We start from the raw sequence: 16,876 nt of genomic DNA, 5'->3' as shown, positions 1-16,876 counted from the left end.
GCATGTCGGTGCCGGCCGGCCAGCTGCGCAATACCACCACGCTCCGCGTCTGGGACGTGGTGGTGCGGCTCACGCACTGGAGCGTGGCGGCCATCGTCTGCTACGACCTCATCGACGATTCCGGCGACCAGATGCACCGCGTGCTGGGCTACGTGGCCGCCGGACTTGTGCTGTTTCGCATTCTCTGGGGCTTCATCGGCAGCGAACACGCGCGCTTCCGCGCCTGGCTGCCGCGCCCCGCCGGCGTGCTGGCCCATGCCCGGGCCATGGCCCGGCGCCGCACGCCGCGCTTCATCAGCCACACCCCGCTCGGCGCGGTGATGATGCTGGCGATGTGGACCCTGATCCTGCTGCTCGCCGTTACCGGCTGGCTCTCCCGCTTCGACGCGTTCTGGGGCGAGGACTGGCCCATCGACATCCATCGCTGGCTCTCCAACACGCTGCTCGGGCTGGTGGTGGTGCACGCGCTGGTGGCTATCATCGCCAGCGTGGCCGGCAAGGAAAACCTGATTGGCGCGATGATTACCGGCCGCAAGCCGCGCAGCCTCGACTAGCCGGGGGTTGCTGAGGCGGCGATGCCCGTGGCATAGTGCCCCCGTCGTACCCGTTTTACCCGCGTTATCGGGAGAGACTGTGCCTGCCGCCCGGCAGGCCGGCGCCGAAGGAGCAACCGCCCCGGAAACTCTCAGGCCAAAGGACCGGTAACGCCATTGCACTCTGAAGAACCCCGGCTCGCGTCAGCCGACGGTACCGAAGGAGCAAGCGATGCGCCCGCGCGCATCGTGAATCTCTCAGGTCAAGGACAGAGGGGGCGTGCGTCGCGCATGGTGCGCCACGTACCCCCCATCCACGACGTCCTGGAAGACCTGACAACATGAAGACAATCGCTGTCATCGGCGGTGGCATCACCGGCGTGACGACCGCTTACGCCCTCGCCAAACGTGGTTTCGCGGTCACACTGCTCGAGCGCCATCGCTACGCCGCCATGGAAACCTCGTTCGCCAATGGCGGCCAGCTCTCCGCGTCGAACGCCGAGGTCTGGACCCACCGCTCCACGCTGGTCAAGGGCATCAAGTGGATGCTCCGCAACGACGCGCCGCTGCTCGTGGACCCCCGCCCCACCTGGCACAAGCTGAGCTGGTTCGCCGAGTTCATCGCCGCCATGCCGCACTACCGGGCCAACACGATCGAGACCGCCCGCCTGGCCATCGCCGCCCGCGCGCACCTGTTCGGCTGGGCCGAGGCGGAAGGCATCGACTTCGATCTCAAGCGGCAGGGCATCCTCCATATCTACCGGGACAAGGCCGGCTTCGACCATGCCGGCGAGGTCTCCACGCTGTTGGCCGAAGGCGGCCTGCCGCGCCGCGCGGTCACGCCCGAGGAAATGCGTGCGATCGAGCCGACGCTGGCCGGCCAGTACTACGGCGGTTACTACACCGAGAGCGACGCCACCGGCGACATCCACAAGTTCACCTCCGGCCTGGCCGCGGCGGCCCAGCGGCTGGGCGTGGTCACGCGCTACAGCCAGGACGTGCAGGTGGTCAACTCGGACGGCCGCACGGTCACCATCACCGTCCGCGACGGTAATCAGACAAGTTCGACAACCTTCGACGCCGTAGTGGTCTGCGCCGGCGTGGCCAGCCGGCAGTTCGCCACGCAACTGGGCGACCGCGTGAACATCTACCCGGTGAAGGGCTATTCGATCACGGTGAACTTGCCCGACGCCGCCAGCCAGACTGCGGCGCCCACGGTCAGCCTGCTCGACGACGAGACCAAGCTCGTGACCAGCCGGCTCGGCGTGGACCGTTTCCGCGTGGCCGGCACGGCCGAGTTCAACGGCATCGACCGCGACATCCGCGCGGACCGCATCCGGCCCCTGATCGACTGGGTCAACACCTGCTTCCCCAGCGTGAGCACGCGCAGCGTGGTGCCGTGGGCAGGGCTGCGGCCGATGATGCCGAACATGATGCCGCGCGTGGGGCGCGGACGGCAGGCCAACGTGTTCTACAACACGGGCCACGGGCATCTGGGGTGGACGTTGTCGGCGGTGACGGCCGAGATGGTGGGCGATGTCATCCGGCAGGCGGCGGTACCGCGTGCTTTCTCCCCTCTCCCGCTTGCGGGAGAGGGGTTGGGGGAGAGGGCCGGCGTGACCGGACGCGATATCGCTGCCTGAACCGCCAGCCCTCTCCCCCGCCCCTCTCCCTGAGGGAGAGGGGAGACAACCATCGCGCCAACGAAAAAGGCCCCGCTTGCGCGGGGCCTTTTTCTTCAATCTTGGTGCCCAGGAGAGGACTCGAACCTCCACAGTGTTGCCACCGCTAGGACCTGAACCTAGTGCGTCTACCAATTCCGCCACCTGGGCAAGGTGAGCGGCGCATTCTACAGGAGCTTGCGGATTTTGCAAGCCCCTGCGCGTGCCACTATGCCTGCAGGCCCATGTAGATCTTCCCGTCCTGGACGAAGCGATTGCGCCCGGCGCGCTTGGCCTGGTACATCGCGCTGTCCGCGCGGTGCAGCAGCGGCTCCAGCCGTGGCGCGTCCGGCACCGTACAGGCCGCGCCCACGCTAATCGTGACGAAGGGCTGCACTGGCGTGCCGTTGTGCGGGATCTCCAGGTCGCGCACCGCCGCCACCATGCGGCGCGCCACGTTGCGCGTCTCGTCCTGCGAGGCGTCCGGCAGCACCACCGCGAATTCCTCGCCGCCCAGCCGCGCGCAGAACTGCTCGCCCACCAGCACGCTGGTCAGCGCGGTCGCCACCCGGCGCAGGCAATCGTCGCCGCAGGGGTGGCCGTACAGGTCGTTGTATTGCTTGAAAAGGTCCACGTCGAGAATCAGCAGCCCGATCGGCTCGCCCGCCTCGTAGGCCCGGGTCACGGCCAGCAGCGACTCGCGCTGGAAGAAACGCCGGTTGGGGATGCCGGTCAGCGCGTCGATGTCGAGGTCCGCCTCCACGCGCGAGAGCTTCGCCTCGGTCTGGCCGAGCTGGGCCGTCAGCGCCAGTTCGCGCGACTGGTAGCGGCTGATGTCGCGCATGAAGACCAGCGTGCCGATGCGCTTGCCGTCCAGCCGCATCACCGGCTCCGCCGTCACCTCGTAGTGCGCGCCCTGGGGAATGTAGGGGATGGCGCCGACGTCGGCCCCCGCCTCGCGCGGCTGGCGCAGCGCCTCGTCCCATACGGCCGGCATCGGCTGCCCCCGGCGCAGGTCGGGCACCAGCCGCAGGGCGGCCGGGTTGAACTCGACGAGCCGCCCCTTCGCGTCGACGATCACGCAGCCGTCGCCAATCGTGTCGAACACGCGCAGCCGCGCGTAGTGGCCGATGTCGTCCAGATGGGTACGCAGCGCACAGATCCAGACCACCACCGTCATCAGGGAAAACGTGGCCGGGGTCAGGTCGCCGCCGAGCGGGCTGGTCCAGCGCTGCAGGTAGGCCATGTGGGTGAGCAGCGGCAAGGTGAAGCTGCTGGCCACGATGGCCCGGCCCCCCCGGGTCAGCGCCGCATTGGGCACCTCGGCCGTGAGCAGGAAAACCAGGCTTAGCAGCAGCATGAAGTAGGTCCACGCCGCCACCACCACGTAGCCGGGGCCATGGTGGAAGATCGCGCCCGGCGAGACGCCGGCCGGCATCAGGTCGATGCGCGTCCAGATCAGGTGATGCCGCTCGTTGGTCAGCACCATCACCACCGACGCCACGGCGGCCAGCACCGGCAGCCACAGGCGCGACCACGGCACCACGTAGCGCGGCCGGCTCAGGTGGATCATCGCCACCAGCCAGCCGATGGGCACCATCACGATGCCCGCGTACTGGGCCTTGGCCCAGAAGATGCGCCCGTCCAGATCGGTCGAGCTGACTTCGAGCAGCCGGCCGCCGCTCCAGATGGCCACGCCGCCGGCCAGCACGAGGAAAGCCTTGATCGTGGGATCGTCGCGGCGCGGCCAGGTGGCGATAACCATGCCCACGCTGCACACCACGGCTATGGTCAGGCAAAGGACAAGAGGGTACGAGGGCATGAGAACGGCGGGGAACCTGATAATAGCCGCCGCGCCCGACATGGCGGAGGCGCCCCATTATAGGGGCTAGCCGGGGCGCCACCCCATCGCCCTCACTTACTTGGAGCGGCTGCGGTCCCCGCCGCGCGAGTCCATGATGATCATGGTGCGGTCCAGCACGCCGGCGTCATCGAAATAGACGCTGAAGTGCGCCGGCAGGTTGCCGGCCATGTACATCCGATAGCTCCATGCCTCGCGCTTCATCAGGGCGAAGTACTGCACCGGCTCGCGCGGGAGGCCGAAGCGCTCGGCGATGTCGCGCTTGGTCCAGACCCCGGGGCGCGCCTCGTAGATCTCCTTCTCGGTCAGGGTCTGGCGGAAGCCGGCCAGCTTGCCGGCGGCGTCGAAGTCGGCCGCGTAGACCTCGAAGCCGTAGGGCTGCTTGGAATAGATCCAGCGCTGGGTGCCGTCGGCCAGTTGGTAGGTCTCGGTCGGGTTGCCGAATGTCTCGCGTACCGAGCTTTGCGGGCTGCCGAGCATCGACTGGGCGGTCTGCACCGGCTGGAGCGTGGCGCAGCCGCCGAGGACCACGGCGGCCAGGGCGGCAAGGAGGGCGACGCGGACGGCGCGCCCGGAAATCGGGTTGGGCATGGCATGTCTCCAGAGTCCATGCCAAGCATAGCCCAGCCGGCCGAACTCAGCGTTGCGGCTGCGGCCAGCCCGCGCGGACGATCTCCCGGTCGTCGATCGGCCAGTGCAGCGCGGCGGCTACCACCCCGAGCGCCATCGCCCCCATCCACACCAGGTCGTAGGAGCGCGTGGCCTCGAACACCACCCCGCCCAGCCAGACCCCGAGGAACGAGCCAAGCTGATGGCCGAAGAACACGAAGCCGAACAGCGTGGTGATGTAGCGCACGCCGAAGACCTGCGAGACGATGCCGCTGGTCAGCGGCACGGTGCCGAGCCAGAGGAAGCCCATCACCGCCGCAAACCCGTAAAGCGTGGCGGCGCTGAGGGGCAGCAGCACGAACAGCGCCATCGCCGCCGTTCGTACCAAATAGATACCGGCCAGCAGATACTTGCGCGAATGCCGCCCGCCCAGCACGCCGAACCAGTACGTCCCGGCGATATTGGCCAGCGCGATGATCGCCAGCGCCGCCATGCCTTCGGACGGCTGCATGCCCTTGTCCCGCAGGTAGGCCGGCAGGTGATTGGCGATAAAAGCCAACTGAAAGCCACATGCAAGGAAGCCGAGGTTGAGCAGCCAGAAGCCCGAATGGCGGAAGGCCTCGCGCACCGCCCCGAGCAGCGGCGGCTGGGCGCCCCCGGCACCGGCACCGCTGGCGGGGTGCGTCCGATCCTGGAATGGCAGCGCCAGCGGGAGCATGGCGGCGGCGGTCACGGCCAGGATCACCAGCGCGCCGCGCCAGCCGGCCTGGAGGATCATCACCTGCGCGCCCGGCACCAGCAGGAACTGGCCGATGCCACCCATCGCTCCGGCGAGCCCCAGCGCCCGGCTGCGCTGCGCCGGCGCGATCATCCGGCTCAAGGCGCCGTAGACCACGCCGAAGGTGGTGCCGGACAGCGCCACGCCCACGCACAGCCCCGCCGACCAGACGAAGGCCGCCGGCGTGGCCGCCTGTGCCATCAGGAACAGGCCGACCGCGTACAGCGCCAGCCCGGCCAGCATCACCCGGGCGGAGCCGAAGCGGTCCGCCACCATGCCCGTGAAGGGCTGGGCCAGCCCCCAGGTCAGGTTCTGCACGGCCATGGCGAAGGCGAAGGTCTCGCGCGTCCAGCCCCGGTCCGTGACGATCGGCAGCATGAACAGGCCCTGCACGTGGCGCGCACCGAGCGCCAGCCCCATCACCAGCCCGCCGGCCAGCAGCAGGAACCAGGCGGTGCGCCACCAGGGTGGCGAACCGGTCGGCAATGCGCCGGCGGCATGGGAGGCGGGGCGTTGGGTCATGTCGGGAGGATGGGACGATCGGGTTGGGAGATCGCTCTATTTCAGGCGATCGGGGGCGCAGGCTCAAGCGACATTTCCGCCCTCCTGCCATGCGTGGTGGTCATGGCAGCGGGGGCCGAGCCGTGCTTTAATCCCAACACCTTCCCCACCCATCCCGCCATGTCCGTCCCGCTCGCCCGGCTGTTCCCGCTCGATCTGCTCAGGGGCTTCGTGGCCGTGGGCCGGCGCATGAGCATCACCCAGGCAGCGGACGACCTGTGCCTGACGCAGTCCGCCGTCAGCCGGCAGATCCGCGCGCTGGAAGACCACCTCCAGGTTCGGCTGTTCGTGCGCCAGCATCGCGGCGTGGCCTTCACGCCCGAAGGCGAGCGGCTGTTCCGCAGCGCAGATGGCGCGGTGCAGCAACTCCAGGACGTGGCCGGCGAACTGCGCAAGCGCGATGGCCGCCAGCCGGTGACCGTGACGGCCAGCATCGGCGTGGCGGGGCTGTGGCTGCTGCCGCGCCTGGGCAGCCTGCAGCGCGCCCATCCGCAGTTGGACGTGCGGCTCTCCGCCAGCAACCAGATCAGCGACCTGCGCGCGGACGGCATCGACCTCGCCATCCGCTATTGCCGCGAGGCCGACGCCGCGGCGGACGCGATCCGCCTGTTCGACGAGACCATCGCCCCGGTCGCCCATCCCTCGCTCGGCGCGCACCGGCTGACCGCCGTGGAAGACCTCGCCCAGCTGCCCCTGCTGGAATTCGATGACCCGCGCCCGTGGCTGCACTGGCGCAGCTGGCTCGGCGCGCACGGCTACCGGCAGGCCAGCCGGCGCGGCATCCTGCGATTCAACCAATATGACCAGATGATTCACGCGGCGCTGGCCGGCCAGGGCGTGGCGCTCGGGCGGCTGGAACTGATCCAGCCGCTGATCGCGGGCGGGCAACTGGCGGTCGTCGATATGCCCGGCGCCGCGCTGGCCAGCCCCAACGCCTTCTGGCTGATCCACGCCACCGACCACCCACGCGAAGACGTGGCGCGCGTGGCCGCCTGGATTCGCGCCGAGGCGGCCCGGGTGGCGCCCGCCTCAGCGCAGCGGCAGGCTGTGCCAGCGCCACCGGGCCCGTAGCGGCGGGGCAGGCGGGGCGATGACCCGGCACACGGTCACGGCGCCATGGCCCAGCGCGGTCAGGAAATAGGTGGCGTCCTCGGTCACGCGGTGCCGCTGGCCAGCCGTCAGCACGATATCGGGCGAGCGCCGCGGCCGGGCACCTTCCAGCGTCAGCCACAGCGTGCCCCCGGCGCAGGCCAGTTCGGCCCCGGCGCGCAAGGCCATGGGCAGGCAGTCATTCTCGATCATCAGGGTGTAGGTCATCATGGGCTCCGGCAACGCTTTTATCGTCGCCGACCGGCCGGGCCGGTGCCATGAGGGTTGCGGCGCGCTGGCATGACTTTCGCGCCGACTTTTACGCTGACTTTCGCGCACCGGCTGTCAACTTCCGGCTGGAGATGCCGATAGAATGCGGTGTCGGCGCGCATTCCGCGCCGTCTTGCCACCGATTGCCATGGACCCGATTTCGTTCGAATTTGTCACCGTCGAGGAAGCCAGGAAGATTCTCGACGGCGAGGTGCCGACTACCGGCGCCGTGGACTGGCGCGACGCCCGCCAGCCGCCGGACCCGGCCACGCAGGCGCTGACGCCCGCCGCGCTGAAGTGGCTCGCGCAGCTACCGCGCGAGGTGCGCCCCTTCGAGCTGTTCCACACCTATCCGCGCATCGCCAACCAGCTTGCCGCGCTGGCTGGCCAGCAGGGCTACCCCACCCCGGTCACGCTCTTCCTGGCCGACCTGCTGATCGACAAGCGCGGGGGCCGGCAAGGCTTTCCGGGCGGCATCGCCCCGGAACTGTCGCGGCTGCAGGAGCACCTGCTCCAGTCCGCCGAGCCGCCCGGCGCCGATCCCATCCTAGCCCTATAGCTGATCCTCCACCGGCAGCACGCGCAGGATGCCGATGCCCATGTGTTGCCACACGCTCATGCCGGGCTCGCTGTCCACGGTGGAGAGCTGCCCCTTCTCGCGCGTGGTCCAGGTCATGGACTCCCCGCCGCCCTCGCTCTTGCGCAGTTCCACCTTGTAGGCGATGTCGAGTAGCCCGTCATCCATGCTCTTGACCAGCCGTTCGGCCAGCGCGGGGCTGTCCAGCACCACGCCCATCTCCGTATTGAGCTTGATCGAGCGCGGATCCAGGTTCAGGGAGCCGATGAACAGCAGCCGCCGGTCCACCACATAGGTCTTGGCGTGCAGGCTGGCGCGGCTGGAGGCGAACATCCGGCTCTTGCGCGCCTGGCTGCGCGCCAGTTCGGCGTTGGCGGTGGGCTTCAGTTCATAGAGGTCGATGCCGGCCCGCAGCAGCGCCTTGCGCCGCGGCGCGTAGCCGGCGTGCACGGCGGCCACGTCCGTGGCGGCGAACGAGTTGGTCAGCACGCGGATCTTCACCCCCCGCTTGGCGATGCCGGCCAGCCAGGCCATGTTCTCGTCATCGGGCACGAAATAGGGCGACACCAGCACCAGCTCGCGCTCCGCCTTTTCCATCATCGCGCGCAACTGCGGAATGGCGTGGGAGGTGGGGTCGTCGGGGTCTTCCTCCACCTTCTCGGCCTTGTCCGAGATGACGCGCGCCCCGCCCCAGTAGCCGGGCAGATGGCCCAGCTCGATGCCGCGCACCAGCCCCGAGTCGAGCAGCTCCTGCACGAACTCGCTGGCGCGCACCTGGTCTCCGCGCGCCTCGATGGCCTTGCGGAAGGCCCGCAACTCGTCCGGCGCCTCCTTGCCCTCGGGCACCAGCGTGGCCACCGGGTAGGCGCTCTCGCTGTTCCAGTATTCGTCGAACACGGCGCTCGCGGCCGGCACGGCGGGGCCGGCCACCATCACGTCCAGATCGCTGAAATCCATGTCCGGCTTGGCCGAGAAATAGGCGTCGCCGATATTGCGCCCGCCGACGATGGTGACGAGGTTATCCACCGTCATCTGCTTGTTGTGCATGCGGCGGTTAAGCCGGCCGAAATCAAACGCCAGTTCGAACCAGCGCGCGCGGCGGCTGGCGAACGGGTTGAAGATGCGCACTTCGATATTGGGATGGGAATCGACCGCCGCCCAGGTCTTGTCCTGCTTCTCGGTGTGGATGTCATCCATCAGGATGCGCACGCGCACGCCCCGGTCGGCCGCGTCGATCAGGTCGCCCATCAGCACGCTGCCGGTTTGGTCGATGTCGAAGATGTAGTACTGGATGTCCAGCGTCTTCTGGGCGGCGCGCGCCAGCGCCATGCGGGCGGCCAGCGCGTCCGGCCCGGCGCCGAGCGGGTAGAAGACCGACTTTCCGGGGTTCTGCGCCAGCCGGGGCGCCAGGGTGCGGGCCAGCAGCGTGCCGCTGGTGTCCTTGGCCGCGTAGCTGGGGGTGCGGCCGGCATTGGCAGGCAGGCTCGCGCAGCCGGCCAGCACGGCCAGGCAGAACGAGGCCAGCAGCAGCGCCACCAGCGAGCGGCCGCGCCGCCAGCCGGTCCAGTCCGGCCCGCCCACCCCGTCCATCCAGAGCCTCAGCATCGGCGCCATGGTCCGCTCTCCTAGAAGATCCCCGTCAGGCCATCTTGCTGCATTGCGGGATCGGCTCTGCGTCCGATCCCTTTTCATCTTCCTTCCACCTTATACCGCCGCCTCCGCCTGCGGGAGGGTGCACGCGCGGTAGTAGCCGCGCACGATCTGCTGGGCCACCGGCAGGCGCGCGCTCACGGGCACCGGGAACCGTACGATGGCGTCCACCCGCTCCGCGTCCACGGGATCGAACAGCACGCGCGGCTCGAACTGCGACAGGTCCACGAAGCGCATGTCGCCGTAGCGGCGCAGCGTGCGGCCGGCCTCTTCCATGAACGGCTCGCACGCCTGGCGCGCCACGGCCAGCAGTTGCGCCTCCACCACGTCCGGGTCCATGCCCACCGCCAGCGGAATGCGCACCATGTCCAGCGTGTACTTGCCGGCCTGCGAATGGTTGCGCACGGCCGTGGTCATCAGCAGGCTGTTCGGCACCTGCACCGTGAAACCCGTGTACTGGCGCGTGGGCGCCACCTCCACCAGCGTGGTCGACATGACATCCATGTCGATGACCTCCCCGCCGAACGGCCCGATCTCGACCAGATCGCCCAGTTGGTAGGGGCGCGTGATCATTCGCATGAACGCGCCCAGGAAACACATCACCAGTTCCTTGCCGACCAGGATCAGGGCCGCCGCGAACGCCGCCAGCGAAATGGCCACGCTCTTCAGCTCCGACACCCAGATGCCGAGCAACAGCAGGAACATCACCGCCGCCACCACGTTGCGCGACGCCACGGTCCAGGCGCGATAGGCGCCCCGGTTGTCCGCCTGCAGCCGCCCCGAGAAGAAGCGGTTGATCAGCTTGACCACCAGCGTGCCGGCCAGGACCACCACCATGCTGGCAACCACGTTGATCAGGAGACTGTCGTTGGCGTTGAAGTGCATGGGGGCGTCCGGGGCACGCGCCGATGGGGTCTGTAACACATTGTTGCAAACCGCGGCGCGGGGGCGGCGCCAGCTAATCCGATGCCGATGCCGCCCACCCGGATTCTATCCACACGCCACTGTGCCGGGCGCGCGATGGCGCCGACAGGGGTCGGCGTCTGGTTTGCGTGTAGGCGTTTTCTTAGGTGCGCCAGCCCAGTCCGAGCGCCTTCTGCAGCGAGACGTAGTCCTTGAGCAGGTTGGCATCGCCCGAAATCCGGTCCTGCTGGGCCACCACGCGGGTGCGCTCCACGTCCAGCCATTCGAGCATGCTGGCGGTGCCCGCCCGGTAGCGCTGCTGCTGGAGCGTGGAGGCGCGCTCGGCGGACGCCTCCACGCGGCGCAGCACCACCACGTTGTCGCGCTGGTGCCCGTAGCGGGAGAGCGCCACGTCGGCGTCGCGCAGCGCCTTGAGCACCACGCTTTCGTAGCTGGCCTCGGCCTCGTCCCGGCCGGCCTCGGCGTTATCGACACTCGCCGCCACCCGGCCAAAATCGAGGATGTTCCATTGCAGGCGCGGCAGCGTCAGCCACGTGCCGTTCTCCTTGCGGACGAGGTGGCCGGGGTCCATCGCACTGAAGCCGAGCGAGCCCAGCAGCGATACCTTCGGGAACCAGTCCGCCTTGCGCTCGCCGATCTGCGCCGTGCGCGAGGCCAGCCGGCGTTCGGCCACGCGGATGTCCGGCCGGGCCTTGAGCAGCGTGGCGGGATCGCCCACGGCCACGGTCTCCGGCAGCACCGGCAGGTCGCGCGAGGGACCCAGCGCGGTGTCGAGCGTGCCGGGCGGGCGGCCGGTCAGCAGTGCAAGTTGATCGAACGATTCGATCAAACCCGCCTCCACCGGGGCGATGCGGGCGCGGGTGTTTTCCAGCTGCGTCAGCAGCCGTTCCACTTCCAGTTCGGAGGCCACGCCGCGCGCGCGGCGCTGGCGGGTCAGGTCGAGCATGTCGGCCTCGAGCGTCTCGGACGCGCGCAGATGGGCCAGGCTGGCCTGCTGCTCGCGCAGCGTGACGTAGGCCTGCGCCACTTCGGCGGCCAGTTGCACGTGGGCGTCGGCCAGTTCGGCATCGGCGGCCTCGGCCTCGGCGGATGCCGCTTCGATGGCGCGGCGCGTGCCGCCGAACAGGTCGAGTTCCCAACTGGCATCGAACCCGGCAATATAGAGCGACAGCGGCCCCCGGCCGCCGCCACCCCCACCTTCCCCGCCGAACGAGGCGAGGTCCGGCTCGCGCGTGCGCAGCATGGCGGCGCTGGCGTTCACCTTCGGCATCAGGTTGGCGCGATTGCCGGCCAGCCCGGCGCGGGCTTGCCGCACGCGGGCGCGCGAGGCGCGGATGTCCGGGCTGTCACGCAGCGCGGTTTCGATCAGGTTGGCCAGCAGCGGGTCGCCCAGCGCGCGCCACCAGTCGGCCACGTCAGGCTGGCGAGCCTCGGCCAGTTTCGGTGCGTGCGGGAAGGTGCCGGCCGCCACCGCATTGCCGGCCACTTCCGGGGCGGTGCGGTAGTCGGGGCCCACGGTGCAGCCGGCGGCGGCCAGGGCGGCAACAAGGAGAATCAGCGCCGGCCGGGCGGCGCGAAGGGGTGCGTACATATTAGGTACCGCTTTATTTATCGATTTAGTGACCGGCTTCGACCGGGGCTGCGCCCGGACGAGGCGCCTTCAGCAGCAGCGCCAGCGGCACGCAGCACAGCAGCGCCAGCCCGAGGGCGTAGAAGGTTTCCGAGAACGTCATCACCGCAGCCTGCCGGGCGATCTCGCCGGACAACTGCGCCACGGCCTGCAGGCTGGCGTGGGCGTAGTCGCCGCCCTGCGCCACGAAGCTGGCGATGCTGGCGGACATATGCTCCTGCCCGATCGAACTATTGGCCGTGACCGATTCGCGGATCACCCCGTCGTGGTAGGCGTTGCGGCGGTCGATCAGCGTGCCGAGCAGCGCCAGCCCGATCGAGCCGCCCAGGTTGCGGGCCATGTTGTAGAGCCCGGCGGCATCGCCAGCCTCATGGGTGGCCACGGCCGCCATCGACGCCTGATTCAGCGGCATCATCGCCAAAATCTGCCCGAAGCCGCGCAGGATCTGCGACAGCGTGAAGTCATGCCCCACGCTGTCCGTCGTCAGGCTGATGTCGAGCATGCAGCTGCCGAAGAAGCACACCAGCCCGGTGATGACCAGCCAGCGGCTGTCCACCTTGCCGAGCAGGCGCGGCAGCACCGGCATCATCAGGAACGCCGGCAGCCCGGACAGCAGCATGATCCCGCCGGCCTGCTCGGCGTTGTAGCCGGCAATCGTCGCCAGGAACTGCGGCAGCAGGTAGGACACGCCGTACAGCCCCGCCCCGACCACCGAGACGATCAGAATCACGCTCGCGTAATTCTTGTTCAGCAGCAGGCGCAGCCGCACGATGGGCGTCTTGGCCGTGAACTGGGCGACGAACATCATCCCCAGCCCGATGGCCGACAGCGCGGAGAGGTAGACGATAGTCGCCGACTCGAACCACTGCTCGCGCTGGCCCTCCTCAAGCACCACGGTCAGCGAACTGAGGCCGATGGCCAGCCCGATAATGCCGAGCCAGTCCGCCTTGATGAAGGCCGACAGGTCCGCGCGTTCCTGCTTGAGCCCGAAGTACAGCAGCGGCACCAGCACGGCGGTCACCGGCAGGTTCAGGAAGAAACACCAGCGCCAGTTCACGTTCTCGGCCAGCCAGCCGCCCACCACGGGGCCCAGCAGCGGCCCAAGCAGCACGATCAGGCCGAACATCGACATGCCGATCGGCATCTGGTGGCGCGGCAGCCGGGTGCGGACGATGGTCTGCGCGGTGGGGATCATCGCCCCGCCGGCAAAGCCCTGGCCGATCCGGCCGATGACCATCTCCGGCAGCGAATGGGACATGCCGCACATCATCGAGAACGCCGTGAACAGCAGCGCGTTCCACATCAGGAAGCGGCGCAGCCCGAACACCCGCGTCAGCCACGCGGTGAGCGGGATGATGACGATCTCGGCCATCAGGTAGCCGGTGGAGACCCACGTGCCCTCGGTGCCGGCCGCGCCGATCTGGCCCTGGATCTGTGGCAGCGCCGAGTTGGTGATGGAGATGTCGAGCGTGGCCAGCAGTGCGCCGAGCGAGCCGGCGGCCACGGCGATCCAGTCGGCGGCGGTGGCGTTGGCGGGCTTGTCGTTCGGTGGCGTGGCGGGGGCAGCCCCGGCGGGGAGCGCCGCTTCAGCCATGGCGGGCCTCGCCGGCGCGGGCTTGCACCGGATGCATGTCGCGCGTATCGACATCCACCACCACGGAGAGGCCCGGCATCAGCACCGCGCGCGCCTCCGGCGTCACATCGACATGAATCCGCACCGGCACGCGCTGGACGATCTTGGTGAAGTTGCCGGTGGCGTTCTGCGCCGGCAGCAGCGCGAACTGCGAGCCGGTGCCGGGCGAGAGGCTGTCCACCACGCCGTGGAGGTCTTCACCGGGCAGCGCATCCACATGCAGCGTCACGCGCTGGCCGGGACGCATGCGCCCGACCTGCGTTTCCTTGAAATTGGCGGTCAGGTAGAGGTCCTGCACCGGCACCACGGTCAGCAGGCGGGTGCCGGGCTGGGCGAACTGGCCCACGCGCACGCCCTTGTCGGCCACGCGGCCGGCGTTGGTGGCGCGAACCACGGTGTCGTCCAGGTCGAGCCGGGCCTGCCGCGCGCTGGCCTGTCCCACCTCCAGTTGCGCCTGCGCCTGCTGGAGCCGCGCCTGCAGCGTCACCACCTGGCTCTGCTCCACGCGCAGCGCGGCCTCGTTGGCAGCCAGCGTGGTACCGGCGCGGGTCTGGGCGTTGCGCAGTTCGGCGGTGCGTTCCTCGGTCTCGGCACCGGACTTCACCAGCGGCGCGTAGCGCTCCACCTGCGAGGCGGCGTAGCGGGCGTTGGCGCGCGCGCCTTCCACCTCGGCGCCGGCCTGGGCGATGCGGGCCTTCTGCTGGGCGAGGTCGGCCTCGGCCCGCGCCACGTCCGCCTGGCGCGAGGCCACGGTGGCCTGCGCCTCATCGAAGGCAGCCTGGTACTGGCGATTGTCCAGCCGCACCAGCGCCTGGCCGGCGATGACCTGCTGGTTGTCGCGCACGAAGACTTCGGCCACGTAGCCGCTCACCTTCGGCGCCACCGTCACGCTGTCCGCCTGGAGGTAGGCATCGTCGGTGCTTTCGATAAAGCGGCCTACCAGCCACCAGCGCACACCGAACACCACGGCGGCCAGCAGCGCGAGCGCGCCCAGGGCGAGCAGCACGGTGCGGCGGGAGACGGCACGCGGCTTGCGCGTGGAAGATCCAGTGGATGCAGGGAGGCCGGCAGCCGGATGGGCGGCGGCAGAAGATTGGGGGGCGGACATGGGGGCGCGGGGCTTCGACAGCACTATTGAGGGCGATCGCGCAATTATTCCACTTGGAATAAATGTGTCAACTGATATATTTCTGCCTGCCCACGGACTGAGGAAAACGCAACATGGCCCGACACAAGCCCGCAACCGAAGGCGGCTACCAGCGCGGCGAGGAAACGCGCGCGCGGATCATCGACGCCGCGCTGCGGCTCTTTGGCGCGCACGGTTTCGACGGGGCCTCCACGCGCGACATCGCCCGCGAGGCCGGGGTCAACGCGCCCGCGCTCCAGTACTACTTCGACAATAAGGAAGGCGTGTACCTGGCGTGCATCGACTACTTCGTGGACCGCGCCTGGGGCCTGCTGGCCGATGTGGTGATCGCCGCCGAGGCCGTCGTGGCCCGTCCGGACGCCACCGACGCCGAGTTGATCGATGCCTACCTGGGCCTGCAACTGCGCTTCACCACCTTCCTGCTTGAATGCCCGGACACCGACCACTGGCGCCAGTTCATGGCGCGCGAGCGCGCCGGGCTCGGGCCGCCGGCCGCGTTCGAGCGCATCGACGCGGGCATCAACCGCCGCATTTTCGCGGTGACGTCGCAGGTGATCGGGCGCCTGACCGGTCAGCCGGCCACGGACGAGGCGACGCGCATCCGCACCATCGCCATCGACAGCCAGGTGGCGGCCTTCAAGGTCATGCGCCGCCACGTGCTCAAGGCGCTGCACTGGGAGTCCTTTGGTGAAGCCGAGACCGCCCGGGTGCAGGAAGTGATCCGCGAGCAGACGCAAACGTTGCTCGAAGCGCTCGTTGCGCAGCGCAATGCAAAGGATCTACGAGGCTAGAGCGTTTACTCTAATCCTCGACGTGGCAGGACGGAACCTTTATGGTTATGTATAAAAATCAATGACTTAGGTCGTCACACCATCCAGCCTGCCGGGGCAAATCGCCCACTTTTCGAAGGAAATACGATGGCGCGGCGCAAAAAGTCCTTGCTTGTCTATCTAGTAGTAGATAATATTCGAGCCATGGACAGCGCTGCATCACCCGGCAAACAGAAACAAGCCCCGCGATGCAGTCCCGGTCCACGCAGTACAAGTAGTCAATCAGTACCGGAAGGCGGTCTTTTTTTTAGCCCTGATCCTCTACCTACCAGTAGATAGCAGCAAAGAAAAAGCCCCGCCACAACGCAGCAAAACAACGCAGCACCGACGGCCCCGCGATCCACCTCCAACCGAGATCGCCCGGCCCAAACGAAGACAAGGAGCCACACCATGAACGCCAAGACCATCCTTACCGCCGCCGCCCTCGCCGCCGCCTTCGTCACTGGCGCTGCGCAAGCCGCTCCCGCCAACAAGACCGGCGAAGTCTACGGTTACAGCTACCGCGTGAACGACGCCCGCAACGCCTTCACCGATGGCGCCCGCGCCAGCGGCGTGAACGAACCGCGTAACCCGTATGTCGATGGTGCCCGCGTTGGCAAGGCTGACCCGTTCACCGACGGTGCCCGCACCGTTGCCGGCCTGGATCGTACCGGTGTCTCGGCCAGCCCGGCCCGCACCGCCGACCCGTACCTGGACGGCGCCCGCCAAGGCAAGTTCGACACGTTCAGCGAAGGCGCCCGCACGGTAGCCGGCCTGGATCGTACCGGTGTCTCGGCCAGCCCGGCCCGCACCGCTGATCCGTACCTGGATGGTGCCCGCCAAGGCAAGTTCGACCCGTTCACCGAAGGCGCCAACGCCTGAGTCCCGCCCGATGACGGCGGATTGGAAGTACGTCAGACAAACGGAGCAGTAGCCTCGGGGCTCCCCGAGGCGGGCTCCGGGTTGTCATTCCTGGAGTCCATCATGACTTTCCGTAACAGTGCAGTACTCGTAGGCGGCTGGGTGGCCGTCGTCGTGGCGAGCGGTTCCGCCGCCGCCGTGGTCGCGCAGACGCTGATCTGAGCGCCAGCGTGATTTGCTCCCCTCTCCCTTTGGGAGAGGGGCCGGGGGAGAGGGAAGGCGG

The 16,876-nt window shown here is 68.8% G+C and carries 15 protein-coding genes, 1 tRNA gene and 1 riboswitch; of the genes, 6 read left to right on the top strand and 10 right to left on the bottom strand.

From position 1 onward, the window contains the following. Positions 1 to 2: 2 nt before the first annotated feature. Together AC1DFU_RS05420 and AC1DFU_RS05415 are read left to right on the top strand one after the other, a co-directional pair. On the top strand, positions 3 to 554 hold the full coding sequence (locus tag AC1DFU_RS05420; RefSeq protein WP_441591319.1) for a cytochrome b/b6 domain-containing protein: 552 nt from the start codon (positions 3 to 5) through the stop codon (positions 552 to 554). A 58-nt stretch (positions 555 to 612) separates the two neighbouring features. Then, positions 613 to 711: riboswitch (glycine riboswitch) on the top strand. A 163-nt stretch (positions 712 to 874) separates the two neighbouring features. Further along, on the top strand, positions 875 to 2,176 hold the full coding sequence (locus tag AC1DFU_RS05415) for a D-amino acid dehydrogenase (protein WP_441591318.1): 1,302 nt from the start codon (positions 875 to 877) through the stop codon (positions 2,174 to 2,176). A 102-nt stretch (positions 2,177 to 2,278) separates the two neighbouring features. On the opposite strand, the gene AC1DFU_RS05410 is transcribed toward AC1DFU_RS05415, so the two are convergent. The 4 genes from AC1DFU_RS05410 to AC1DFU_RS05395 form a co-directional block, all read right to left on the bottom strand. Then, positions 2,279 to 2,365 (bottom strand) — tRNA-Leu (locus AC1DFU_RS05410). Positions 2,366 to 2,423: 58 nt separating this feature from the next. Then, positions 2,424 to 4,016 carry a diguanylate cyclase domain-containing protein gene (locus AC1DFU_RS05405; RefSeq protein ID WP_441591317.1) on the bottom strand — a complete coding sequence of 531 codons (1,593 nt, stop codon included), beginning with the start codon at positions 4,014 to 4,016 and terminating at the stop codon, positions 2,424 to 2,426. Positions 4,017 to 4,112: 96 nt separating this feature from the next. Then, positions 4,113 to 4,646 (bottom strand): hypothetical protein, encoded by a 534-nt coding sequence (locus AC1DFU_RS05400; protein WP_092293648.1) that lies wholly within the window; start codon positions 4,644 to 4,646, stop codon positions 4,113 to 4,115. 46 nt (positions 4,647 to 4,692) lie between these two features. After that, the gene (locus tag AC1DFU_RS05395; protein WP_441591316.1) at positions 4,693 to 5,964 is read right to left on the bottom strand and encodes an MFS transporter; all 1,272 of its coding nucleotides are present in this window, start codon (positions 5,962 to 5,964) and stop codon (positions 4,693 to 4,695) included. Positions 5,965 to 6,123: 159 nt separating this feature from the next. Between AC1DFU_RS05395 and AC1DFU_RS05390 the strand changes: the two genes are divergently transcribed. Continuing rightward, positions 6,124 to 7,074, top strand: coding sequence for a LysR substrate-binding domain-containing protein (locus tag AC1DFU_RS05390; RefSeq protein WP_441591315.1), 951 nt, complete (start codon positions 6,124 to 6,126; stop codon positions 7,072 to 7,074). On the opposite strand, the gene AC1DFU_RS05385 is transcribed toward AC1DFU_RS05390, so the two are convergent. Next, a complete protein-coding gene (locus tag AC1DFU_RS05385; protein ID WP_255370774.1) occupies positions 7,033 to 7,323 on the bottom strand; it encodes a DUF2917 domain-containing protein in 291 nt (96 codons plus the stop codon). The two genes, AC1DFU_RS05390 and AC1DFU_RS05385, sit on opposite strands and share 42 nt — an antisense overlap. Positions 7,324 to 7,510: 187 nt before the next feature. Here AC1DFU_RS05385 and AC1DFU_RS05380 point away from each other — a divergent pair, with 187 nt between their 5' ends. Next, positions 7,511 to 7,921 carry a hypothetical protein gene (locus AC1DFU_RS05380; protein WP_441591314.1) on the top strand — a complete coding sequence of 137 codons (411 nt, stop codon included), beginning with the start codon at positions 7,511 to 7,513 and terminating at the stop codon, positions 7,919 to 7,921. On the opposite strand, the gene AC1DFU_RS05375 is transcribed toward AC1DFU_RS05380, so the two are convergent. The 5 genes from AC1DFU_RS05375 to AC1DFU_RS05355 form a co-directional block, all read right to left on the bottom strand. Continuing rightward, positions 7,916 to 9,544: a phospholipase D family protein gene (locus AC1DFU_RS05375; protein ID WP_255370800.1), complete on the bottom strand. Its 1,629-nt coding sequence runs from the start codon at positions 9,542 to 9,544 to the stop codon at positions 7,916 to 7,918. The genes AC1DFU_RS05380 and AC1DFU_RS05375 overlap by 6 nt on opposite strands. 99 nt (positions 9,545 to 9,643) lie before the next feature. Then, entirely contained in the window at positions 9,644 to 10,474 is an 831-nt protein-coding gene (locus AC1DFU_RS05370; RefSeq protein ID WP_092293656.1) for a mechanosensitive ion channel domain-containing protein, read from the bottom strand. 181 nt (positions 10,475 to 10,655) lie between these two features. Then, positions 10,656 to 12,104, bottom strand: coding sequence for an efflux transporter outer membrane subunit (locus AC1DFU_RS05365; protein ID WP_441591313.1), 1,449 nt, complete (start codon positions 12,102 to 12,104; stop codon positions 10,656 to 10,658). A gap of 25 nt (positions 12,105 to 12,129) precedes the next feature. Further along, the gene (locus AC1DFU_RS05360; protein WP_441591312.1) at positions 12,130 to 13,737 is read right to left on the bottom strand and encodes an MDR family MFS transporter; all 1,608 of its coding nucleotides are present in this window, start codon (positions 13,735 to 13,737) and stop codon (positions 12,130 to 12,132) included. Next, positions 13,730 to 14,884, bottom strand: coding sequence for an HlyD family secretion protein (locus AC1DFU_RS05355; RefSeq protein WP_441591311.1), 1,155 nt, complete (start codon positions 14,882 to 14,884; stop codon positions 13,730 to 13,732). The genes AC1DFU_RS05360 and AC1DFU_RS05355 overlap by 8 nt, the downstream gene beginning before the upstream one ends. A 113-nt stretch (positions 14,885 to 14,997) precedes the next feature. On the opposite strand from AC1DFU_RS05355, the gene AC1DFU_RS05350 reads away from it, so the two are divergent. Then, entirely contained in the window at positions 14,998 to 15,714 is a 717-nt protein-coding gene (locus AC1DFU_RS05350) for a DUF1956 domain-containing protein (protein ID WP_441591310.1), read from the top strand. 429 nt (positions 15,715 to 16,143) lie between these two features. Continuing rightward, on the top strand, positions 16,144 to 16,614 hold the full coding sequence (locus AC1DFU_RS05345) for a copper resistance protein CopQ (RefSeq protein ID WP_441591309.1): 471 nt from the start codon (positions 16,144 to 16,146) through the stop codon (positions 16,612 to 16,614). The last annotated feature ends 262 nt before the right edge of the window (positions 16,615 to 16,876 follow it).

This window comes from Cupriavidus sp. 10L45 (assembly GCF_056395225.1).
Note: the sequence above shows the minus strand (reverse complement) of the source record. Positions and strands in the feature narration are given on the sequence as shown.